At 38.7% G+C, this 24,097-nt stretch carries 22 protein-coding genes; 6 read left to right on the plus strand and 16 right to left on the minus strand.

Features of this window, described 5'->3' with window-relative positions:
• Nucleotides 1-17 precede the first annotated feature (17 nt).
• The 4 genes from MR054_RS02175 to MR054_RS02190 all read left to right on the plus strand — a co-directional run bounded on the left by MR054_RS02175 (nucleotide 18) and on the right by MR054_RS02190 (nucleotide 4,056).
• Nucleotides 18-794 carry a sterol desaturase family protein gene (locus MR054_RS02175; protein ID WP_242155725.1) on the plus strand — a complete coding sequence of 259 codons (777 nt, stop codon included), beginning with the start codon at nucleotides 18-20 and terminating at the stop codon, nucleotides 792-794.
• The gene (locus MR054_RS02180; RefSeq protein WP_242155726.1) at nucleotides 781-1,707 is read left to right on the plus strand and encodes a homocysteine S-methyltransferase family protein; all 927 of its coding nucleotides are present in this window, start codon (nucleotides 781-783) and stop codon (nucleotides 1,705-1,707) included. The genes MR054_RS02175 and MR054_RS02180 overlap by 14 nt, the downstream gene beginning before the upstream one ends.
• A gap of 169 nt (nucleotides 1,708-1,876) precedes the next feature.
• Entirely contained in the window at nucleotides 1,877-2,569 is a 693-nt protein-coding gene (locus tag MR054_RS02185) for a glycosyltransferase family 2 protein (protein WP_242155729.1), read from the plus strand.
• Complete coding sequence (locus MR054_RS02190; protein WP_242155731.1) at nucleotides 2,566-4,056, plus strand: cellulose synthase family protein; 1,491 nt, start codon at nucleotides 2,566-2,568, stop codon at nucleotides 4,054-4,056. Before MR054_RS02185 ends, MR054_RS02190 begins: the two co-directional genes overlap by 4 nt.
• 9 nt (nucleotides 4,057-4,065) lie before the next feature.
• Here MR054_RS02190 and ggt read toward each other — a convergent pair whose 3' ends face one another.
• Complete coding sequence (ggt, locus tag MR054_RS02195) at nucleotides 4,066-5,751, minus strand: gamma-glutamyltransferase (protein ID WP_242155733.1); 1,686 nt, start codon at nucleotides 5,749-5,751, stop codon at nucleotides 4,066-4,068.
• A 90-nt stretch (nucleotides 5,752-5,841) separates the two neighbouring features.
• Between ggt and MR054_RS02200 the strand changes: the two genes are divergently transcribed.
• Nucleotides 5,842-7,266, plus strand: a complete 1,425-nt coding sequence (locus MR054_RS02200; protein ID WP_242155735.1) for an MptA/MptB family glycosyltransferase — start codon at nucleotides 5,842-5,844, stop codon at nucleotides 7,264-7,266.
• A 110-nt stretch (nucleotides 7,267-7,376) separates the two neighbouring features.
• On the opposite strand, the gene MR054_RS02205 is transcribed toward MR054_RS02200, so the two are convergent.
• The 14 genes from MR054_RS02205 to MR054_RS02270 form a co-directional block, all read right to left on the minus strand.
• On the minus strand, nucleotides 7,377-8,162 hold the full coding sequence (locus tag MR054_RS02205) for an RMD1 family protein (protein WP_242155737.1): 786 nt from the start codon (nucleotides 8,160-8,162) through the stop codon (nucleotides 7,377-7,379).
• Nucleotides 8,163-8,573 (minus strand): VOC family protein, encoded by a 411-nt coding sequence (locus MR054_RS02210; RefSeq protein ID WP_242155739.1) that lies wholly within the window; start codon nucleotides 8,571-8,573, stop codon nucleotides 8,163-8,165.
• Nucleotides 8,574-8,582: 9 nt separating this feature from the next.
• Nucleotides 8,583-8,804 (minus strand): hypothetical protein, encoded by a 222-nt coding sequence (locus MR054_RS02215; RefSeq protein ID WP_242084392.1) that lies wholly within the window; start codon nucleotides 8,802-8,804, stop codon nucleotides 8,583-8,585.
• A gap of 14 nt (nucleotides 8,805-8,818) precedes the next feature.
• The gene (locus MR054_RS02220; RefSeq protein WP_242084390.1) at nucleotides 8,819-9,145 is read right to left on the minus strand and encodes a hypothetical protein; all 327 of its coding nucleotides are present in this window, start codon (nucleotides 9,143-9,145) and stop codon (nucleotides 8,819-8,821) included.
• Between the two features lie 40 nt (nucleotides 9,146-9,185).
• Complete coding sequence (locus MR054_RS02225) at nucleotides 9,186-10,160, minus strand: deoxyhypusine synthase family protein (RefSeq protein WP_242155741.1); 975 nt, start codon at nucleotides 10,158-10,160, stop codon at nucleotides 9,186-9,188.
• 160 nt (nucleotides 10,161-10,320) lie between these two features.
• Nucleotides 10,321-11,718 carry an arginine decarboxylase gene (locus tag MR054_RS02230; RefSeq protein ID WP_242155742.1) on the minus strand — a complete coding sequence of 466 codons (1,398 nt, stop codon included), beginning with the start codon at nucleotides 11,716-11,718 and terminating at the stop codon, nucleotides 10,321-10,323.
• 323 nt (nucleotides 11,719-12,041) lie between these two features.
• Nucleotides 12,042-12,881 (minus strand): pseudouridine synthase, encoded by an 840-nt coding sequence (locus tag MR054_RS02235; RefSeq protein ID WP_242155743.1) that lies wholly within the window; start codon nucleotides 12,879-12,881, stop codon nucleotides 12,042-12,044.
• Nucleotides 12,882-13,073: 192 nt separating this feature from the next.
• On the minus strand, nucleotides 13,074-13,976 hold the full coding sequence (locus MR054_RS02240; RefSeq protein ID WP_242155744.1) for a geranylgeranylglycerol-phosphate geranylgeranyltransferase: 903 nt from the start codon (nucleotides 13,974-13,976) through the stop codon (nucleotides 13,074-13,076).
• 57 nt (nucleotides 13,977-14,033) lie between these two features.
• Nucleotides 14,034-14,963, minus strand: coding sequence for a mevalonate kinase family protein (locus tag MR054_RS02245; protein WP_242155745.1), 930 nt, complete (start codon nucleotides 14,961-14,963; stop codon nucleotides 14,034-14,036).
• A 61-nt stretch (nucleotides 14,964-15,024) separates the two neighbouring features.
• The gene (locus tag MR054_RS02250) at nucleotides 15,025-16,134 is read right to left on the minus strand and encodes a diphosphomevalonate decarboxylase (RefSeq protein ID WP_242155746.1); all 1,110 of its coding nucleotides are present in this window, start codon (nucleotides 16,132-16,134) and stop codon (nucleotides 15,025-15,027) included.
• A gap of 3 nt (nucleotides 16,135-16,137) precedes the next feature.
• On the minus strand, nucleotides 16,138-16,674 hold the full coding sequence (locus MR054_RS02255; protein ID WP_242155747.1) for a DUF1697 domain-containing protein: 537 nt from the start codon (nucleotides 16,672-16,674) through the stop codon (nucleotides 16,138-16,140).
• A gap of 8 nt (nucleotides 16,675-16,682) precedes the next feature.
• Entirely contained in the window at nucleotides 16,683-17,900 is a 1,218-nt protein-coding gene (locus tag MR054_RS02260; protein WP_242155749.1) for a BaiN/RdsA family NAD(P)/FAD-dependent oxidoreductase, read from the minus strand.
• Nucleotides 17,897-18,586, minus strand: a complete 690-nt coding sequence (locus MR054_RS02265) for a glycerophosphodiester phosphodiesterase (protein ID WP_242155751.1) — start codon at nucleotides 18,584-18,586, stop codon at nucleotides 17,897-17,899. Before MR054_RS02265 ends, MR054_RS02260 begins: the two co-directional genes overlap by 4 nt.
• Nucleotides 18,583-19,452 (minus strand): acyl-CoA thioesterase, encoded by an 870-nt coding sequence (locus MR054_RS02270; RefSeq protein WP_242155753.1) that lies wholly within the window; start codon nucleotides 19,450-19,452, stop codon nucleotides 18,583-18,585. The genes MR054_RS02265 and MR054_RS02270 overlap by 4 nt, the downstream gene beginning before the upstream one ends.
• 120 nt (nucleotides 19,453-19,572) lie before the next feature.
• Between MR054_RS02270 and MR054_RS02275 the strand changes: the two genes are divergently transcribed.
• On the plus strand, nucleotides 19,573-20,382 hold the full coding sequence (locus tag MR054_RS02275; RefSeq protein WP_242155754.1) for a hypothetical protein: 810 nt from the start codon (nucleotides 19,573-19,575) through the stop codon (nucleotides 20,380-20,382).
• On the opposite strand, the gene MR054_RS02280 is transcribed toward MR054_RS02275, so the two are convergent.
• Nucleotides 20,379-24,083, minus strand: a complete 3,705-nt coding sequence (locus tag MR054_RS02280; protein ID WP_242155755.1) for a metallophosphoesterase — start codon at nucleotides 24,081-24,083, stop codon at nucleotides 20,379-20,381. The two genes, MR054_RS02275 and MR054_RS02280, sit on opposite strands and share 4 nt — an antisense overlap.
• Nucleotides 24,084-24,097: the final 14 nt, after the last annotated feature.

Here is a 24,097-nt window from a genome sequence, read left to right on the forward strand (position 1 = left end):
TAATTATTAAAACTATTATGATGCCAACACCACTGGAAATTTTATTGGACCCCATCTCATTAGTGGCTTTAGCCATGTATTTACTTTTAATTGTGTGGGAAGGCCTTTTTCCGGCCAGACCCTTGCCAAAAGTTAAGAACTGGAAACTCAAAGGGCTTCTTTCCTTTGCCGTTTATTTTTATTTATCATCCTATTTACCTTTGCTTACGGATCCCTTTCTGTCAAAATTCCAACTTTTTGACTTAACCGGTCTTGGACATGTTGGTGGGGGAATATTGGCCATCGTATTATACGAGTTCGGTGTGTTTTTATGGCATAGGGCCATGCATAAGTCCGACACCTTATGGCGTGTATTCCACCAAATGCACCATAGTGCCGAGCGAATGGATACTTACGGTGCTTTTTATTTTAGTCTGTTCGACATGATTGGTTTTACCTTCTTAGGGAGTATTTGTTTGGCCCTATTGATTGGTGTGACACCACAGGCGGTCACCATAATGTTACTGGCCACCATGTTTTTAGGTATTTTCCAGCATACCAATATAAAAACACCGCAATGGCTGGGTTACCTCATTCAACGTCCGGAAAGCCATACCATACATCATGCAAAAGGCATACACAAACACAATTATTCGGACTTGCCCATTTTTGATATCCTCTTTGGATCCTTTAAAAATCCCAAAGGCTACGAGCACGAAACAGGGTTTTACGATGGAGCGTCTTCAAAAATTATGGACATGCTAACTTTTAAAGACATCAATAAATCAAAATCCCGGGAGCATGAATATCATTGAAAAACTGAAGGCCCCCGTCTTTTTAACAGACGGAGGTCTTGAAACCGATTTTATCTTTAATAAAGGGATAGACCTGCCACATTTTGCAGCTTTTACCTTGTTGGATCACCCGGAACATCAAAATACTTTAGATCAATACTACAGGGATTACATAGCCATTGCCAAAAAATATAAAACCGGGTTTATCCTGGAAAGTGCCACATGGCGTGCCAATCCGGACTGGGGATATAAATTAGGTTATACTATTCCCGATTTGATCACGGTTAACCAAAATGCCATACGGCAACTCATCCGTTTAAGAGATACCCATGCTCCGTCTGTTGGACCCATCATCATAAGTGGTTGCGTAGGTCCAAGGGGTGATGGGTACACCATAAAGGAATCCATGACCCCTAAAGAGGCTAAACACTATCACAGTCCTCAAATTGAGGCACTGAAGAAGGGGGGTGCCGATATCGTTTCTGCCATAACCATGACCTATAGTGACGAGGCTATTGGAATTTCTCATGCGGCAAAATCGATCAATATCCCCGTAGTCATATCGTTTACGGTTGAAACTAATGGACAGCTTCCCAGCGGTGAACTTCTCAAAGACGCTATATTAACAACAGATAAAGCTACGGCCCAATATCCCTTATACTATATGATAAACTGTGCTCACCCAACACATTTTATGGAACGTTTAGAAAAAGACGACAGCTGGAAGTTTAGAATTCAGGGTGTCAGGGCCAATGCTTCCTGTAAAAGTCATGAAGCGCTTGATCAGGCCACTGCGCTTGATGCCGGAGACCGGGAAGAATTAGGACGGCTTTACGCAAGACTAAAAACACAACTGCCTCAATTAAAAGTAATTGGTGGGTGTTGCGGCACGGATGCGACCCATATAGAATCCATCTGTGCACATGCCTTATAAACCTGTGCAGGTTTTTAGCCTTCTTCGGAGCTTATTTAAATCCATACTCATGGTTCCTTCCTGAAACAGTTTAAGAACATGCCTGGCATGTTCTTCTTTTTTATCCTGTTAGAAAAAGACTTTTTGGTCGACTCAGGTTATTGTATTTTTGCAATTCAAGCGTTGGCATATGGCTAAAATCGATGTTGTTATTCCTGCCTATAATGAGGCAGATTCCATTTCTCGGGTCATTAGTGATATCCCCAAAGACGTACGCGACATTATTGTGATCAATAATGATTCAACCGATAACACCGCTTTCAATGCTCAACAAGCGGGAGCTACGGTATTACATGAAAATCGCAGAGGGTATGGTTACGCCTGTTTGAAGGGTATGGAATACCTATCCCATAAAAAACACAAACCGGATATTGTGGTATTTCTTGATGGTGATTACAGCGATTATCCTGAAGAGCTGACCAAAATCGTGGCTCCCATAATCGAAAACAACATCGACTTTGTAATTGGCACACGGGTAAAACATTTACGGGAACGCGGTGCGATGACCTTTCCCCAAATATTCGGTAATTGGCTTGCCACGACTTTAATGGCATTATTTTTTCGTGCCAAATTTACCGACTTGGGTCCCTTTAGAGCCATCAAATATGATAAGCTACTGGACCTGCAAATGGAAGACAAAACCTATGGATGGACCGTAGAAATGCAATTGAAGGTTTTAAGGCAAAATCTTACATATACCGAGATACCAGTCCATTATAGAAATAGAATTGGCCAATCAAAAGTATCAGGTACAATAAAAGGTGCTATATTTGCAGGCATAAAAATATTGGTATGGATTTTTAAATACAGTGTGAAAAAATGATTTTAGAAACAACAGTTATAATTCTTTATTCTACAGCACTATTGCTGATCTTTTTCTATGCATTGGCACAATTAAATTTGTTATTTAATTATCTCGCTTCAAAAAAGAAACACGATACCTGTGAAACCTTCGATCTTTCCAACCTCGAAGAAGTCCCCTATGTCACCATACAATTACCGGTATACAATGAAATGTATGTGATGGAACGCCTTTTGGATAACATTGCTAAAATAGATTACCCGAAGGACAAACTCGAAATTCAGGTCTTGGATGATTCCACCGATGAAACGGTGATTAGCACACGGGCACATATTGAAAAGCTTCAAGCCACCGGATTGGACATACAGCATATTACGCGAAGCAACAGAAAAGGGTTTAAGGCCGGAGCATTAAAAGAGGGTCTTAAAATTGCAAAAGGGGAGTTTATTGCCATATTTGATTCTGATTTTTTACCGAAAAGAGACTGGTTAAGACGAACCATTCCGTATTTTAAGGATAAGCGCATTGGTGTGGTGCAAACCCGATGGGGGCATCTTAATAGAAATTATTCCATCCTTACGAGAATTCAAGCTTTTGCCCTTGACGCCCATTTTACGCTGGAGCAAGTAGGTCGAAATAGCAAAGGCCATTTTATCAATTTTAATGGTACGGCCGGCGTTTGGAGAAAAACCTGTATTATCGATGCGGGGAATTGGGAAGGCGACACCCTGACCGAAGATCTGGATTTAAGTTACCGCGCACAACTTAAAAACTGGAAGTTTAAATATCTTGAAGATGTTCAAACTCCTGCAGAATTACCGGTAGTAATCAGTGCGGCACGCTCCCAGCAGTTTCGGTGGAATAAAGGGGGTGCAGAAAATTTTAAAAAAATGCTCTGGAGAGTTTTAAAAAATCAAAACATTTCAGCAAAAACCAAGGCACATGGGCTGCTTCATCTCTTAAACAGTACCATGTTCTTGAACATTCTTATTGTTGGTGTATTAAGCATTCCCATGCTCTATATTAAAAATGAGTATGAGCACTTAAAACCTTATTTTTTTGCAATGAGTTTTTTTGTGATCAGTACCGTCATATTCTTTATATGCTATTGGTTTATGTATAAAAATATTTATGGTGGAGGTCTTAAAAACTTTATCCGTTACATCGCCATGTTTTTTGTATTTTTTTCTATAGCCATGGGATTTTCTTTACATAACTCCATTGCCGTATTAGAAGGCCATTTTGGAAAGAAAAGTGAATTTGTCCGAACGCCAAAATTTAACATCAGTAAGTTTAAGGATAACTGGAAAAACAATAAATACATCAAGAAAACGATCTCGGCACATGTCGTTTTTGAAGGTCTGTTGATGCTTTATTTTGGATTTGGGATGTACAGTGCCTTTATTGTAGGCAACCAAGGCGGTGATTTTGGACTTTTTCCTTTCCACCTCATGTTATTTATAGGTTTTGGTTATGTGTTTTTTAAATCTATTGCTTCCAAGGTTTAATAAATCCCATTAATACCCGGCCACCTGACCGTCTTTCCTGCTCTCTGATGCGCCTCGGTAAACCTTATTTTTAGTGTCCCATAAAATGGCCTGGTATCCCCCATAAGCCCCCAGATCAAATCCTACTTTATGCCCTTTAAACATGAGTGCTCTAATGGTTTGGTAGGGTATCCGGGATTCGACATGAATTTCACCCTTACCGTCAGCGACATTCCCCGTAGGCGTGGATGAACCGCTATGATTCCAACGCGGTGCATCGCCAGCTTCCTGCACATTCATTCCAAAATCTATAATATTCATAACTATTTGGGTATGACCCTGAGGTTGAAAATCGCCCCCCATAACACCGAAACTTAAAAAAGGTTCGCCATCTTTGGTAATAAACGCCGGTATAATGGTGTGAAATGGTCTTTTACCGGGGGCATAGGTGTTATTATATCCCCGCTTTAGGTTAAACAATTCTCCGCGGTTTTGAAGCATAAAACCTAATTTTGGAGGGGCCATTCCTGATCCCATACCGCGATAATTACTTTGGATGAAAGAGACCATATTCCCTTCTTTATCGGCTGTGGTTAGATAGATGGTTTCACCTGCGCTTATCTCACCAGCATCATATTTTGAGGCTCTATCTGTAATACGTTGTCGCCGTTTATCAGCATAATCATCCGAAATTAAGGTCTCTACCGGTACTTTGGCAAAATCCATATCCGCATAGTATTTTGCGCGATCCTCAAAGGCCAACTTTTTAGCCTCAGTAAATACATGTAAATGTTCAGCACTGCCAAATTCAATGGTTGAAAAATCGTAACCTTCCAAAATTTGTAGCATCTGTAAAGCGGCTATCCCCTGACCGTTAGGAGGCAATTCCCAGACGTCATATCCACGGTAATTAATGGAGACGGGTTCAATCCATTCCGATTGATGGTCGGATAGATCTTCCATGGTCAAAAACCCGCCTTGATCTTGTATAAAGTCGGTGATCACTTTTGCGATTTTACCTTTGTAAAATGCATCCCTTCCGTTTTTGGCTATTTCCCTGTACGTATTCGCTAAATATGTATTGTAGAACAGTTCTCCTATTTGAGGGATTTTTCCATTGGGCATGTAATTATCCTTAATATTGGGAAACCCCGCTTCAAGATATCTGGAAACCCCTAAATTGAAATAGAACCCTATAAGTTCCGTCATCGGAAACCCGTTTTCAGCATAATTGATTGCCGGCTGTAAAATGGCAGTCATTGGTAAGGTACCAAATTTTTCATGCAATTCAAACCAACCGTCTACCGCACCCGGAACACTTACCGGTAAGGGCCCAGTCGATGGTATTTTAGACATTCCCCGGTCTTCAAAATATTGTAATGTTAACCCCTTGGGTGAACGTCCGCTCGCATTAAGCCCATATAATTTTTTTGTTTTGGCATCCCATAGGATTACAAATAAGTCTCCACCGATCCCGCAACCTGTGGGCTCCATTAATCCCAAAGTTGCATTCGCTGCTATTGCGGCATCAATCGCATTACCCCCTTGCTTTAGAATGTCCAGGCCTACTTGAGTGGCCAAAGGATGGCTTGTGGCCACCATACCATTTTGAGCCATCACCTCGGAGCGCGTGGCAAAGAGTTTTCCGGTTAGGCGGTCTTGAGCAGTACAGAATACCGTGCATACAAAAAGGGCAAGAATTAGTGGCTTTTTCATAACTGACATATTTTAATTGATGACAAGTTAAGTGTTTTATTTAAGATCATCAACTCATGGTCTACAAGCAAATAATACTATATTTGACTCATGCGCTTAAATCTGGGGTTTCATCATAATTATAAAACTTCTTTTGTCCTGGTACTTGCCAGCGCACTGTTTTATTTTGCCTTCGCCTATCATATGATGCGCACGGAATATGTGAAGCTGATCGTCCTTTATTCCGTATTATTTTTTTCGTTTTACCGCCTGGTAGCCCTCTTTAAGAACCACACCAAAATCTTAACTTATTTAGCTTTTGGCTTCAGGGCTATTTTTATTTTGGCTATTCCCAACCTATCTCAAGATTTTTATCGCTTTATTTGGGATGGCCGGATGATACTGGAAGGATTCAATCCCTATGTGCATACGGTGTTATCATTTATTGAAAAAGGAGAATTTCCGGTATTTCAGGCCCAAGAACTTTTCGCGGGTATGGGCCGTTTAAATGCCAGTCATTTTAGCAATTATCCACCGGTAAACCAATGGTGCTTTGTCCTTGCTGCAACACTGGCCAATAAAAGTATTATGGGCTCAGTAATGGTGATGCGCCTACTAATCATAGGAGCCGATTTTGGAACATTACATTTTGGAAAAAAACTTTTAGACAAATTGCAACGCCCTAATCATGTTATGTTTTGGTATATGTTAAACCCTTTTATCATTATAGAACTTACCGGAAATTTACATTTTGAGGGTCTCATGATTTTCTTTCTGGTATGGAGTATGTATTTACTGCATCGTGGCAAATGGGCATGGGCAGCTGTTATTTTGGCCCTATCCATTTCCGTGAAGCTGATTCCCCTAATCTTTCTACCGCTATTCTTTCAATGGTTTGTATTTTCTAAAAACGACATTGACCTGTCGAAACAGGCACACCATGACAAAACATGGAATACGACGGCCCTGAATTGGACAAAATTAGTTTCATTCTACGCGATAGTCATCCTTACTACCCTGTTACTTTTTGTACCCTTTTATTCAACTCATCTCATAACTACCTATCTGGATACGGTGGCTTTGTGGTTTAGTGACTTTGAATTTAATGCCAGTTTATATTACATTGCCAGGGCCATTGGGTATACCTTTCGAGGGTATAATGAAATTGCCGTAATCGGTCCATTTATTCCATTTGTAGTATTGACATTTACTTTGATTTTGACTTTTTTCAGAAGGAATTTAACATTGGTTCAGCTCATAACCTCCATGCTTTTCGTGTTATCCTTCTATTACTTTACGTCCACCACAGTACATCCCTGGTACATCGCATCCCTATTGATTTTATCGGTATTTACATCTTATAAATTCCCTTTGGTGTGGAGCTTCGTCATTATTCTTAGCTATTTGGCCTATTTAAACAGTAACAGCGATGATAAATCCGAAAACCTCTGGGTTATCGGCCTGGAGTATCTTATCGTATACAGCGTTTTTATTTGGGAAATCTTCATTAAGAAGGCCTCCAGATTGGAAGCCTAAATACATCTATCACTAAAGATCCGTGTGAGTCACCTTCACCATGGCCGGCGTTAATTCCCGATCATAATTTGGGTCGTCATTAGTGCTTACCACAGGTTCCATGCCCCTATTTAAATAAAATTTAAAAGTTTTGCAATAAACAAATCAATGACTTCAATTACAATAAGAATAATAATGGTCCATTCTAAAAGGCTGCTTTCCCTATGATCCATTATATCCTTAAAAAGTTCTAAATTCTCCTTAATGATTTCAATGCGATCATGAATTAACCGGTAACGGTCCTTTAAATCGAAAGACTGTTTTAAATCTTGATTGAGCTTGTTAAGCACTTCATTTTCCCATGTTATTTCCGGGGAATCGAAAATGTATAAATTTTCTGAAATCTTATTTTTAATATTCAATATTTTTCCAATAAACCGTTTTAGCTTATTCCCCGAAATATCCAATTTCCCATTCTCCTCGAGATACAGGGTATGCTTATTCGTTTCTGTTAGCAGTTCTTCTGTTATTTCGGAATATCTGTTCAGGGCAACGGATTGCGAGGTATTTAACATTACCAATCGAATCATTTCTTCATCAAAATGGGGAAGCATGACCTGATCAAACTCCACTTTTAAGGTGTTCGGTTCGATGACGACCTGAACCGAGTCCGATAGTTTTTGTTTAATATAATTAATGGAAAACGGTTGTATGTGCTGCAAAGCGGTCTCTATTTCCCGCTTAGTCATGTTGAAAAAGCATACCATGCCATATTGAAAAATGTAAATATACTTTTCGTTTGCATCTGTAAAATAGAGTTCGTCGCTATCTTGAAACAATAGTTGCCAGGGCAACTGCTGCCTACTTTGTTTTATGTTTATGGCACTTGCAACCTGATAGGCAACTACAGAATACATTTATGAACTGAATATGTCATTTGAATTTTTAAAACATTTAAATTCCAACATATAATCATTGGGATCTTTAACAAAAAAGGATTGATGTTCACCAACCTGATCTGTTAAAAAGGAGGTTTCGGTCACCAACTCCAGTTGCTGTTCAACCAATGTATTAAGAATGGTTTGCCAGGTTGTGCGATCCAAGATTATTCCAAAATGAAAAGCGGGCAAAATCTTGCCTTCAAACACATAGTTAGGACTACTGAAGTTAAATTTTTCAGCATGAATGAATGTGATTTGATGCCCATAAAAATTGACATCCACCCAACTTTCGGTACTTCTCCCGAAGGAGGCCCCCAAATTGGCATAAAAACGCCTTGTTTCCCTTACACTTAGGCAAGGTAAAGACATATGAAATGCTATTTCCATAAACTAAAATTATAATGGTTTCAAACTCTCTACCCGGTAAATAACATCATCGTCATCGCCATCTTCAACAAAAGTTATTCTAAAGTTTTTATCAATTAAGCTTTTATCGTTTTTTAAATCGAATTGCTTCAATACGCGAGGGTGGACTTCTTCAAAAGCCAACTCGTCTCCGTTGTCAAACCAAAATTTGTAATAACCGTTTTTGTAAGACTTAAAAACAGCAGTTCTCATAGCTATATAAGGTATTAATCGTTGTCATCTTCTGGATCTTCATCTATAATATCTGGCTCTTGGACAGCTTCGGGATCATCCTGGTCAAAATCTTCATAATCGTCCTCATCATAATTCTCCATGGTTATGGAAAGTTTTGTACTGACCTTAACCAGATACTTGGTGTCTGAGGTAGTTACTTCAACGGCTTCTATGATTTCATTATGCTGATTTCGGAAGGATATGATTTGGTCGTCATCATAGCCATCCGGGTATTTTTCAACCAAAAGGGCCAGTATTTCTGGGGTTAATTTTTTAAAATCTACGATAACACGTTTTAAATTATCATTTCTATTTTTCATCTAAATAGCAATTTAATGTTTAGGTTTTAGAGGGTTATGTTTAGAGGTCTAAAAGATAGGCAAAAATTAAAGGCGCAACAATAGTAGCATCACTTTCTATAATAAATTTAGGGGTTTTGATATCTAACTTACCCCATGTAATTTTTTCATTGGGCACTGCTCCGGAATAGGAACCATAACTTGTTGTGGAATCACTAATCTGACAAAAATAACTCCAAAACGGGGTGTCTGTGCGTTCTAAATCCTGATATAACATAGGGACCACACAAATGGGGAAATCACCTGCTATACCTCCTCCAATTTGAAAGAAACCGATCCCATTTTTAGAATTATCGGTGTACCAATCGGCCAAAAAGGTCATATACTCTATCCCTGATTTCATAGTGGTGGCTTTCAATTCACCCTTAACCACATAACTTGCAAAAATATTTCCCATAGTACTATCTTCCCAGCCGGGACATACTATAGGTAAATTTTTTTCGGCTGCCGCATACATCCAGGAATCTTTTAAGTCAATTTCATAGTACTGCTCTAAAACACCGGATAATAACATTTTATACATATACTCGTGTGGTAAATAACGTTCTCCTTTGGTTTCTGCTTCCTTCCAGATTTTAAATATATGTTCTTGTAATCGTCTGAATGCTTCTTCTTCGGGAATGCAGGTGTCGGTTACCCGATTTAATCCTTTTTCAAGCAGATCCCATTCCTCCTGTGGGGTTAAATCCCGATAGTGAGGCACGCGCTTGTAGTGCGAGTGCGCCACTAAATTCATAATATCTTCTTCCAGATTGGCTCCGGTACAGGATATAATTTGGACTTTATCCCGACGTATCATTTCGGCCAGGCTCTTTCCCAATTCGGCAGTACTCATAGCTCCTGCCAATGAAATAAGCATTTTAGCCCCTTGTTCCAACTGGTTTTCATAACCTTTAGCGGCATCAACCAAAGCGGCAGCATTAAAATGCAAATAGTGTTTTTCAATAAACTGTGATATGGGTCCTTTACTCGTCATCGTTATCATTAAATTTAGTTACCTATAGGTTGGTTTAAACACCATGTTAGCGCTGCAATACCCCCTTACTTCTTCGTTTATAAATGTATAACTTAACAGCTTATAATACAATTTTGACGTGTTCAAATTTTGAAATTCCTTAACATTTTGGGCAGGAGCATTAGTTGTCATACCCTAAAATTTTAAGCAAGTCTTCACTTTTTTGTTGTTCACTGAACAATGTCGTTGTTAAATTTCCATTCGCATCCCGATCTATTAAAATATGTTTTGGTGAGGGGATTAAACAGTGTTGTAATCCTCCAAAGCCACCAATGGTCTCCTGATAGGCCCCTGTATTAAAAAATCCGATGTACAACGGCTTTTCTTTATTATATTTTGGTAAGTAAATGGCATTCATATGCTGCTCACTATTGTAATAATCGTCGCTATCGCAAGTCAAACCTCCTAACAGGACCCGTTCGTACGTATCATGCCACCGGTTAATGGGCAGCATGATAAAGCGCTTATTTATCGCCCAGGTATCGGGCAGGGTAGTTATAAACGACGAGTTGATCATGTTCCACTTTTCACGGTCATTTTGTTGCTTTTGGTAAAGCACTTCATAAATGGCACCTCCACTTTCCCCCACGGTAAAACTACCGAATTCCGTAAAAATATGAGGGACCTTTACCTCTTCTTCCTCGCAGGCCAATTTAATCTGGTTAATGATCTCATCTACCATATAATCATAGTCAAATTCAAATGCCAGTGAGTTTTTTATTGGAAATCCTCCCCCAATGTTAAGACTGTCTAAAGAGGGACAAATCTTTTTTAAGCTTGTATATACCTTTAAACACTTGGAAAGTTCATTCCAGTAATAGGCGTTGTCCCTTATACCTGTATTAATGAAAAAGTGAAGCATTTTTAGCTTTACTTTTTTATTGTTCTTAATTTGATTTTTGTAAAACGGAACAATGTTTTTATATCCAATTCCTAAACGCGATGTATAAAATTCGAATTTGGGTTCTTCCTCGGATGCAATTCGAATCCCAATATTAAATTGACCTTCTATTTCTTTAGAAAGCAAATCTATTTCTTCATAATTATCTATAATAGGGATGCAATTTTTATGACCATTATTAATTAATCGTGCAATGTTAGTGACATATTGGGCCCGTTTAAATCCATTACTCAGGACAAAAGTTTCATTGCTTAACTTACCTTCCTTTTTCAAATTTTCAACAATATCTATGTCAAACGCCGATGAGGTTTCAATATGGATGTCATTTTTTAAGGCTTCATTTAAAACATGTTTAAAATGGGAACTTTTGGTACAATAGCAGTAACTGTATTTGCCACGATAATTATTGCGTTCCATAGCTTTGGCAAACCAGCCTTTGGCCCTTTGGATGTTGGCCGATATTTGAGGTAAATAAGTAAACTTTAAAGGCGCCCCATAGGTTTCTACCAGAGTCATTAAATCCACATCGTGAAATTGAAGTGTTTTGTCTTCGAGCGTAAATTCCTCCTGGGGAAAATCAAAAGTTTGATTGATTAAATCAATATACTTTGTATTCATTTATCTATATTAAAAAATTTAAAAATGGAAAATGCGTATTAAATATACGTTAACTTAATAAAAAATAAATGATATCAAATACGAATTTGATTTTGTGTTGTGGGCACAAAATCATAATGATGCTGGGAAGCACCAATTGCAGTCACGGAAGTTAGCTTTAAAATCCAGTTGCTTAATCTATAAGCCGCTTTTGAAAATGACTTCCTAATGTTCAAAAGCCCGAAAGTAAAAACAGATATCAAATTGTTCAGCTAAAAACAGTGCAAATGAACTACAAATTATTTAAAAAATTTGTTTTTTTTTTGATTTTTTTTCAGATGGATTTACAACATTTTAAGGTTGTTCAATTCCTGCTGGGTTAAGTGTTTCCAATGCCCTCTGGGAATATCTTTTTTAGTAAGCTGTGCAATGGCAACACAATCGATACTTAAAATATCGTAATTAAAGTGCTCAAAAATGGTTCGTATTATGGAGTTTCCGGTATTTTTAATTTTTAATCCGATTTCTTTTTTGCTGGCCCCTTCTATATAGCTAATTTCTTCTACAGTAATTAATTTGCCATCGATTTTAAATCCATTTTGGATCTTTTTAAAATCCTCAAGTTTTAAGTTTTTATCCAACTCAATATGGAATAGGCGCGGTACGCCATGGTTGGAATTCGTAAATTTATTTGCAATGGTCTCATCGTTAGTAAACAACAATAATCCTTTAGAATTTCTACCTAAACGCCCTATGGGTTTAATTCGTGAGCTTGTGGCATTGGCCACCAAATCCATAACCGTTCTTCCTTTTCCTTCACTGGTGGTAGTTGCAAAACCCTTTGGCTTGTTAAGCAACACATAAGCCTTTTTTTCCGGGTTGATTCGGGATCCGTCATAGCGTACCTCATCAGAAGGCTTAACTTTAAACCCCATTTCGGTAATAACCTTGCCATTTACGGTTACCAAACCTGTAGCTATATGGATGTCTGCCTCCCTGCGCGAACAAATACCTGAGTTCGCCAGGTACTTATTTAAACGTATTTCATTTGGGTCTGAAGAATCACTGGTATGATCCTTCTTTTTTATAGGGGCATTTCCTCTGGCATAACTCGTTTTTCGATACGTATTATGTCCTCTTCCTGAAGGTTTCCCTTTTCCCTTACTCCCTTGATGCCTATTCATATCATATAAAATTTATGCAAAAGTACATGAATTTTTTCATTGTAAATCAACAATAGTCAAATGAAAATATTAGAGGAACTACCAATAGGGTTAGCTCAGGGCATTTTTGGGGTTTGGAATGGTCACCCTAATTTCCATGAGTCATTCGATATTAATGGTAAGGCATTCTGAGATTTAAAATAAACGGAGCAACTAAATCCGATTCAAGACCACATCTACATTAATAAGAACAATACTAAACACCCCGAGCACAATAATAAATTTCAGGATATTATGCAGAATAAGGTAATGGGTTTTGGTCTTTGACTTCCAAAGCAGTACCAAAAACAAGAACAGCATCACTAAACTTAGGTAAAAGAAGAGGTACATATATCCTACCTCGAAGGTGAACAATAGGAAATAGGCGGGTATTAATGCCAAAATAATCAATACGGTAAGCATCATTTTAGAGACCTTGGCCCCATAAACCACCGGAATGGTCTTATAGTCCAGGGCCAAATCCCCCTTTATATTTTCTAAATCTTTGGTGAGTTCCCGCATAGAAATCATTAAAAACAAAAAGATAGCATGTACAAAAATGACCGTTTCAAAATTTTTGTAATACATGAATATGGCAAAAAATGGCGCTATGGTCAATACAGCTGATGTCAAATTCCCGAGAAAAGGCAACTTTTTTAACTTGTGTGAATAAAACCAAATGCAGAAAATATATACCGAAAAGAATATTACCGCACGAAATGACACGTAGCTGGCCATAATGGCGGCCAAAAAGTTCAGTACAAAATAGAAGGACAACTTGGTGTTTTGGCTCACCAATCGGTCCAATCGAGATTTTATGGGTTTATTAATGAGATCTTTTTCCGAGTCGTAAAAGTTATTAATGATATATCCTCCGGCTATGGTGGCGGACGATGCCAATACAAGCATTAATAAATTGAGGTCAAATACGACCTGTTTCAAAGGTTTGTCGTGCGCTAAAATGTAGATGGAGGTTAAATATTGGGCAATAACGACAATGAGTATATTATAGCCACGAACTACTGAAAACATACTAAAAAACTTGATTAAAATATGTTTCTGTTTTCGGGATAACATCTAAAAAAATATTGATAACACCCTATAATCGCGTTCAGGGTGACAAAGCTATGGCACTTAGAAATTATACACCACCTCCAACTTATATCCTGAAAGGGCTAATTTTGCTTTTTCGATATCCTGGGTAAACCCAAGTATATAACCGCCACCACCGGAACCACAAAGCTTTAAATAATAATCGTTGGTTTCGATTCCCATTTTCCAAAGCTTATGGAATTGCTGAGGAATCATGGGTTTAAAATGATTCAATACCACTTTAGATAGTTTCTTGGTGTTATGGAACAATGATTTAATGTCGCCTTTCAAAAAATCCTCAACACAGGCATCAGTGTGTTTAATAAATTGGTTTTTCAGCATATTTCGGAATCCTTCCTGTTTCATACTTTCCATAAATATACTCACCATAGGAGCCGTCTCACCTACGGACCCCGAATCCAATAAAAAGACCGCACCCTTGCCCTCGATTTGTTGTGCCGGAATGCCCGTTGCTTCAATATTATCTTTGGAATTGATGAGAATCGGAATACTTAAGTAACTGTTTAAGGGATCCAAACCTGAGGATTTCCCATGAAAAAAGGACTCCATGGCCGAAAAAATGGCCTTTAATTTTAATAGTTTTTCTCGTGTTAAATTCTCTAAGACCGTTATTTTTTGGAAGGCATATTTATCGTAAATTGCTGCTACCAGGGCCCCACTACTGCCTACGCCATATCCTTGGGGTATAGAAGAATCGAAATACATACCAGCCTCAACATGAGCTTTCATGGCTGGAATATCAAAAGCAACCAAATTTTCATCTATGGTTTCAAGGTATGCTATAAAACGCCTGAGGTTATCATTAGATTTTTTGGCCTCTTCGGAAAGGTTCTTTTCCGTTTTTAAAGCACCGTTATAGAAGTTGTAAGGTATGGATAAACCCTTGGAATCTTTAATAATTCCATACTCACCAAAGAGCAATATTTTAGAATAAAACAGAGGACCCCTCATATCATATTATTTAATTTTGTTTAACAAAATACAAAATTTTCTAAACAAAACAACTATCGATTCAGAGTTTTTTTGCTCCATAACCAATTTGGTCACAAATATAGTTTCCATTTTCGCAATATGCAACTAATTCATTGTTAATGAATTCGAGAACTTGCTTTGTTTCATTTTCCGGGAACAACACATGCACATTGGCACCGGCATCCAGGGTAAAACACACTTTCAGCCCTGTTTTTGCCCTGAAGGACCATATGGCATTAATGATTTTTAATGTATTGGGCTTCATCAAGATGAAATAGGGCATACTGGTCATCATCATGGCATGCAAAGTTAAGGCCTCACGTTCCACGATACCGATAAAAGCTTCTAAATTTCCTTCTTTAAAAATCTTCTTTAAAGCCGTTAAGTGATAATGTGCCTGATGAAATCGCTCTTGGGCAAACGGATGATCGCGCATTAAATTATGCCCCACCGAACTACTCACTTGTTTTTCACCCTTATCGACCAGCAAAATAACATCTTGATAATTGCTAAAATTAGGGTGGACTTCAAAGGGGTATGTTACACCAAACAAATCGGAGCTTCCAACTATCTTATCATGCGTTCCCCAAACCACTAACGGCCCCTCCACACTTCTGCAGGCACTACCCGAACCCAAACGTGCCAGAAAGGAAGCCTTTTTGAAAAAATAGGATTCATCATAGGCCCCCTGACCTCCACCCGGGGTGTCATGCGGTGCGACTAACGTCTGTTCAATGTTCATTAAACACAGGGCCAAGGCACTCATTCCCGATGCTGATGAGGCAATCCCGGAGCTATGAGGAAATGTGTTTTGGGTTTCAATTTTAAAATGATAGTCCTTTAAGAATGGTAGATAGGCCTCTACACGATTAAAAAAGGTTTCTATTTTTGGTTTAAAGGCATCTTTTTTTTCTCCATCCAAAACCACTTCAAAAGAAAATTTACCGTCATTTTCCCTTTTTGAATATCCTAAGGTCGTTATGGTTTTACAATTACTGAGGGTAAAGCTAATGGATGGATTTTCAGGAAGTTGAGGCTCCCTTTTTCCCCAGTATTTCACCAAAGCAATATTACTAGGGGAAGACCAGGTAACCTTCCCCTCAATTTTGGCGTTTTGATAAGGTTTTGGAATGAAATCTTTAGCTCTCATGACTTAGTTTTCTGCGGACAAAGATAATAACTTTAGCATTGTTTTATAGTTTCTAGCGGTAGCAGTAACATTTAATTTTCGTTCGAAAAAATTAGTGTTGAATTTTGACTTACCGTAGCCCAGGCTGCTGTAGAAATAAATACATTGTTCTGTAATGACAAATCGTTCTTCAGCACTGGAAAACCTGAGCAGTTCATCCACCAAAATTTGGTCAGGTTTGTGATACAGTAATATGAAATAACTATTCGTTTTCTCATTGTCAACAAAGGGACAGGCATTAAAAATCTGATCAAGTGCCTGGGGTGTTTTGAGGAGCACAGGAACTTCAAAATGAAATTCACTTTTAATGGCGTCCTGAATTTTAATTTTCAGTGCCTCGCTATCGTCTTCCATACATTGGAAACATACATTGCCACTTTGAATATAGGTCCTGACCTTTTGAAAACCCAGTGAAGACCATAGTTCTCGTAAGACTGACATGGGAATTTTTTTCTGTCCGCTTACATTTATACCCCGAAGCAATGCGATGTACGTATTCATTAGATATGTTATTCTGTATTCGAAATATGTCGTGCCGCAATATAAGCTCCGGTCCATGCGTTTTGAAAGTTGAATCCCCCCGTAACCGCATCTATATTGAGTACCTCCCCGGCAAAATAGAGGTTCTTATGCACTTTACTTTCAAACGTTTTGAAATTGATTTCCTTTAAATCAACACCCCCTGCAGTAACAAATTCCTCCTTAAAGGTACTCTTACCCTTAACCTGAAAAACGGCTTTGGTTAACTGCGCGGATAACCGTTCCAGTTGCGGTTTACTAGCATCGGCCCATATAACATGCGCCTTAATACCCGAAGCCAAAACCAACTGTTGCCATAAGCGTTTGGGAAGCCCGAACTGCGTAAATTTAATTACTTTTTTCTTTGCCATAGGGTACTTCAGTTCTTTTAAAACTTCCAAACAATCACCATAAGGGATTTTAATAAAATTTATTTGTATTTGAAATCTATAACCCCTTTCAGCCAACTCCAGCGCTCCAAATGCGGACAACTTTAAAATAGCAGGTGCACTGAATCCTTCATGGGTAATCAGTAATGGCCCCTGGGACTCCAAATGCGTACCTAAAACCTTTATGTCTACCTCTTTGGCCACTACTCCGGGGATATCCTTAATACGTTTGTCCGTAACATTAAACGTAAACAACGATGGCACAGGTGTAACGATGGCATGTCCCAGACCCTCCAATAGGTTCCAAACTTTAATACTACTCCCGGTAGCAATGAGAATCTTATTCGCATAAAAGCTACCGTTATTGGTATCCAAACACCAGATGTTATCCCTCTTTTTTATGGATTTAAGGACATGTTCATACTTAATGGTAATGCCGCATTTTTTTGCTTCATTTTTAAAGCAGTCGATAATGGTTTGGGAGGTATTGCTTGTTGGAAACATTCTGCCATCGTCTTCAATCTTTAAAGTAACCCCTCTTTCCTCAAACCAGGCCACGGTATCGCCGGTCATAAATTGATGAAAAGGTCCCAATAGCTCCTTCTCACCCCTTGGATAGTTTAAAACCAATTCTTGTGGAATGAATTCTGCATGCGTCACATTACATCGCCCACCTCCTGAAATCCTCACTTTTTTCAATCCCTCTTTAGTTCGCTCCAGGATTATTACCTTTAGTTCCGGATTAAATGTTGCTATATTTATGGCAGCAAAAAAGCCAGACGCTCCTCCTCCAACAATGACCACATCAGCTTGAATCATAATTGATCCGGATTATCTGAAATAATACCATCCACACCATAATTTATCATCCGTTCTATAGTCTCTTTATCATTCACGGTCCACGTAATGACCTTATAGCACAAAGCCTGGGCATACTTTACATTTTCGTAGGTTAGAAGTGCAAAATTAGGATGAATGGCCACAGCATGTATGGTTTCTGCAAACTCAATAGCTTCAACAACATTGGCTTTGGTAAGTACGCCTAACGGAATAGTCTTATCCCTTTTATAAAGGTCTTCCAACTCGTGGTGTTGAAAACTGGAGACTAAAAAATTGCTGTACTTCCACCCCTTTGTTTTTATGTAATATTGGATCGTCTCACAGGTTTTGGACGCCGTATTTTTCCCTTTCAATTCAATATTTACGACATGATTTTTTCCAACCAGGTCTAAAACCTCATCCAATGTCGGTATGCTATACTTACCATTGACCTTCAAAAGCTTCAATTCCTTTAAAGATCGTTTACTTATTGCCCCATGACCATCCGTCATCCTGTCCAAGGTAAAATCATGAAATACCACCAATTCTCCCGATTTGCATAAATGCACATCCACTTCCACACCATCGATACCAAACCTTAAGGCCTTTTCAATGGATTCTAATGTATTTTCTGCCACATAAGCCATGGCACCGCGATGTCCCATCTTTAAAAATGCTTTATTCATGTATTTGTTTTAGGCCGCATTAATCCTTCCTGAGCCACTGAAGCCACCAACTTACCCTCCCTTGAGAAAATATGCCCTCTTGCAAATCCTCGTGCGCCATGGGTGTTAGGTGATTCCATGGAAAACAACAGCCAATCTTCAAAATCGAAATCTCTAAAAAACCACATGGAATGGTCTAAACTCGCTGTTTGGGTGTTTCCCCAATGTGCGGTACTGGCATGCGGATTAAACGCTGAAACCAGAATATTATAATCCGAAATATACGTCAAAATCTGCTGTTTCGTTGGCAAATCCAGATGTTTTACATCGCCTTTTAATCGGAACCAAACATCATTAAACGGAGGTAAATCCTCCCGCTTCATGGGGTTTGCAATAACCGTAGGCTTAAAATCTATCGGACGTTTAATTTCAAAAAACGTCTTAATATTTTCGGGTAAAAAATTCTTGTATTTACGAAGAATATCGGTCCAGCTTAACAAATCTTCAGGTTGTTTTAAACCCGATTTCATTTCTATTTGATGGCTATATCCTTCTTCGCTCTTATGAAAGGAGGCTGCTAAAATAAATATAACCTTATCTTGTTGACTGGCCGTAACACGACGTACGGAGAAACTTCCGCCATCCCTTAAAACCGTAACTTTGTAATGAATTGGGATTTCCAAATCGCCACGTTCCAGGAAATAGGCATGTAGCGAATGTAACACTCTATTACGGGTCATGGTTCTGCAGGCAGCATTAACGGCCTGTGCCAATACCTGACCCCCAAAAACGTTAGGACTTCCAATCGTTTTACTGAACCCTACAAATTCATTTTCGGAAGTAGGATCTAAAACCAAAAGACTAAGTAAATCGTCAACCGATGTCATATTAGTGTTACTTTTAAACCCTAAAGCTATAAAAAACCCATATGGTATAGGTATATTTTGATAAATAGTTTTAAATTTTATATTAGCAACATTAAGCGCTGCATTTTATATTCTTGAGGTATGTCATTTCCATCTAAATATGTTCTTTTCATTATCCTAATGTTGTTATCATGCGATACTGGAAAATTAACCCTCATTGCTCGTTTAGACCATGCCCTGGACGAAGCTTCTGCCATAGAAACCGTTATTGGTTCCCCCTTGCTTTGGACCATTGAAGATGCCGGCAATAAAAACCATATCTACGGTATTGATTTAAAAGGGAACATTATTAAAAATATTGATGTACGCAATGCCAAAAATGAAGATTGGGAAGATTTAACCTCCGATCCTTTAGGCAATTTATATATTGGCGACTTTGGCAACAACAACAGGAAACGAAAGCACTTCACCATTTACAAGATATCCCATGTTAAGGACCTGGCACAAGAAACCCATGCCGAAACCATCCATTTTAAATTACCCAAAGGGATTGCATCTGAAGATTTTGAAGCGTTTTTTCTTTTGAACCAGAACTTTTACATTTTTAGCAAGGAAAACGAAAAGAGTCTTCTTTTAAAAGTTCCCAATACCCTTGGAACGCATATTGCCCAACTGGTAACCGATTTTAATTTAAAAGGCAAACATCATAAAATAACCTCCGCCGCAGTAAGTAGAAATGGCAAGACCATTGTGTTACTTAATCATGATAAACTTTGGCGGCTGACCGACTTTAACACCGACAATTTTTTTGATGGAACCATTGAAGTGCTTCCCTTTGATCATAGTTCTCAAAAAGAAGGCATTTGCTTTAAGGATGACCGCACCGTCTATATTACCGATGAATTAAATCACAGTGAAGGCGGCCGCCTTTATACTTTTGAATTACATTAAAAACTCAAACCTAACCCAAAGGAAAAGCGTAAACCTTCAACACTATTAAAGAAGTTAAACGTACCGGCCAAGGTTTCGGCAGCAGTGACCCAAAATCCACCTCCGTAATCGTTATGCCATTTATCGGAAAAATCATCCTTTAACCACACTCTACCAACATCAAATCCGCCAAAAACACCTATCTGTAATGGCAATATATTTGTTTTAAAGGACGGGAAACTATATCTTAAATCAGCACTTCCCACGAATGCGTTTTTACCGGTAAAACGTTCGGTCCTATATCCGCGCAAACCTGTCCTTCCCCCAATATTCGCCGCTTGATAAAAAATTAAATCGTCTCCCACTCGTATTTGGGTCCTGGCATCTGTTTTTAAAACTAACTTCCCATTCTTGGTTAATGCATTATAGAACCCCAAATTAGAATTTAAATATCCAAAGGTGGCTTTTGTATCCTTAAATTCTGTTTTTGCTCCCAGGTTTAGGGAAAAGGTCATGCCGCGCGTCGGGTTGATGTCATTATCAAAACTCGCATACTTATATTCGGCCTCAAGGCCTCCAAAAAAACGCCGTTTATAGAAATCAGAATTACTGACAGGCATAAAATCAGTGATGAATCGATTATCGGTATTTTCAATTTCAATGCCTTCCACAATGGTATTAAATCCAAAATTGCTTCCAAAACTTCCCTTTTTAAGGATCCCAACTTTCAGGGCATATATCCCCAACCTAACACGATTGTAGTCCAAATCCAAATCGTCATCATAATTTATGGTTTCATTGCCGTAGCCAAAGAAATTATTGGTGAAATTTTCAGAGGTAAAGGTGCCTCCAACAGTTAAATTCCAGGTATTGAAAATATTGGCAAACTCACCATTGTAGTTCAGGGAAAACCCCTTGGTTGCAAAAAAATACCCCCCTTTGATACGATGTTGTTGCGTGAAAGGATTACGCTGAAAACCGCTTATGGTTCTAACAAATGACATTCCCAGTAAAAACCCGTCATCCGGGTTAAACCCGATGGTTGGCGCAATCACATTGGCGCGAACAATATGTTTATTAAAATCGAATAAATTAAGATTGTACACATCGGTTAACTTTATATGCGCTCCTTTGTTTTCTTTAACTGTATTGGTTTTACTTTTATGGTCGTAAATCTTTATTCGTCTTCCATTGTTCATGATATAGGTATCATTGCCTTGTCCGCCAATAAGGCGTGTAAAGATTAAATTACTTCCTTTTCCGGAAGCCTCAAAAACATCTTTATCATCCAATCCATAAATCCAGATTTCTTTGGTCTCATCTCTATTAAACAAGCGATCTACCATGATTTCCCCTTTTTCGCCTCCAATAATTCTTGATATAATAATCCTTGTTTTATTATCGCCTTCCCTTAAAACCTCTATATAGTCATCCTTATCCGTTCCGGTTAAAATGACCAACTCACTTAAATACTTGTAATACCGCTTGGCGATATCCAATAAATTGGTCCTACGCCCTTTTAACTTTTTCATTATATCGGCCAGGGTTGCATCCTGTACTTCCTTAGGCACTTTTTGAAACGCCATTTCAATAACCTCATCGGTAATCTTGTCCTGCAGAAATTTTGCTTGTTCTATCCACATCTCCTCACCGGCTTGCTGTGCGAGTATCCGATCTAAACGGATCCCGGCTGCATTCATCCATTCCAGGTGATCCAATGTCTCATCATATACTTGCAATTGTTGTGTTGCGCCAGACATATTCCGTAACACGTCAAGTAGGGCGCCATCAAAATTCGAAAATACCTGGTCACGGTCCCGGGGTATGGGACGATAATATTGGTCTCCATTATCCTGATTGAACTGTGCCCACCGCCATTGGTCTTGATGCCTATCCCAATCGCCTAGAAGCATATCAAAAAGGCGGGCCCTGACAAAAGCCTTTTCATCAATTTTATACTTTTCATCTTTACGGATTTTAGCAATAATATCGTGTGTGCTCTCAATATCATCGGCATAACCAAAATGACCTTCATCGGTATAATGATCTTCAGGGCGCTCTTCAATCATATATAATTCCCCTCCATATTCATCATTATATTTACCCAAATGTTTATGCTTTGGAATGTAGTAGATATGCGGGTTGGTGTGGTATATTTCGGCTGCATCAGACAAATCGGGAACAACAGTAAACGCATAGGGATGTGCTGCTGTATAAAAATCCAGAATGAGATTTTCAACCGCGGTCTTTTCAAATTCATCCTGAATATATTTATCCTGAAACAAGACGGTTTGCAGGTATTGTGTGGCACTTTTGCGAAGTGCTCGCATATTCAATTCTTTTCCGTCTTTTGTCTTTAATCTCAGGGATCTGGTTTGATGCCCACCGCCTTTTCGAACGACTTCCAATCCCCCGTATAAGGTATCCAAAGTAGCGACTTTAGCTTTTATTTTCGTACTGTAAACATCACGGTAATGATTCCCCCAAACCGACTCAAAAAAACCGGAGACATCGGTTTCTTCCTTCGCGTATATCGACACCTCTACCTCCTGTGGAAAGGTTTCCGGAAGATGGGACACATCAAACGTGTCCTCCGGGGGAAATATCTCCTTTGAAAACAATAATTGTGGTGTACCTGCCATGGCATCATAAAATCTTACCCAGCTACTGCCATCCTTAAAAATGCTAAGCTCAGCAAATCCTTGCTTTCCGGAAGCAAAATACCCATTCTTACCCAGAGCTACTTCAGATTCTTTGGATCCCGCCCCTGAAACAATTTGTTTAACCTTTTCATTTTCTATATACTGCAAGGTATGCTCATGTCCGGAAACAAATACGACATTGTTGGCATCGTGGGTTATGGTTTCCAAACGACTCATCAGTTCGTTATAACGTTCATTATACCGATCTTGAATAGAAACGCCACCCTGTGTTCTTAATTGGGTTACCAATGACGCCAGACCCGGCAAAGGAATTTTTTTTTGGGTAGGATACAGTTGCTTGGATAAGGGGTATTTTCCACCATGTATGCCATTCGTATACATGGGATGGTGCATGGCAAAAACCGTAGTTTTATTCTGAGCCTTCTTAATTTCTCCCTCTATCTCCTCAAAAAAACGCTCCCTTGTTTTTATTTCGCAGTCATCATTAATGGTAGGGTTATGATTCCAATTTTCCAAATACCACTGGGTGTCGATAATAATAAGCTGAATGGTCTCGCTAACATCGATACTCTCCAGGGGACAACCATTTTCCGGTAAAAACGTATTCTTGCCCAAGGCATTCTCAATATATTTTTCTTGGCGCTTTAACCCCTTTAATCCATTAGCATACCAGTCGTGGTTTCCCGGTATAAAAATGACTTTACCTTTAAAAGGGCTTATTGATTTTATTTGGGCGTTTAAACTGTTTTCGGCATCCCCCCTGTTTTTATGTTCCTTATTTGGTAATCCTGCAGGATAGATATTATCTCCTAAAAAAAGAACATAGTCCTTATTGGAGGCCTTATTCTTTACATGACTATTAAAGGCCTTTAATGCCAGGGACATGTTACCCCCGGAAGACAAACCGGCATCACCTATAAGATAAAAGGTTTTATCGATAGCCTTGGCGGGGAAATCATCTTTTTGGAAATTGGGATTCGCATACTTTGGTTTGTAAGTGGCACATGCACTTAAAAACAATGCAAGCAATACTATCCCTTTATAGTTCACACTATTCATCAAGTTGGCTAATT

The organism is Aestuariivivens sediminis (genome assembly GCF_022662105.1).
Lineage (GTDB): Bacteria > Bacteroidota > Bacteroidia > Flavobacteriales > Flavobacteriaceae > Aestuariivivens > Aestuariivivens sediminis.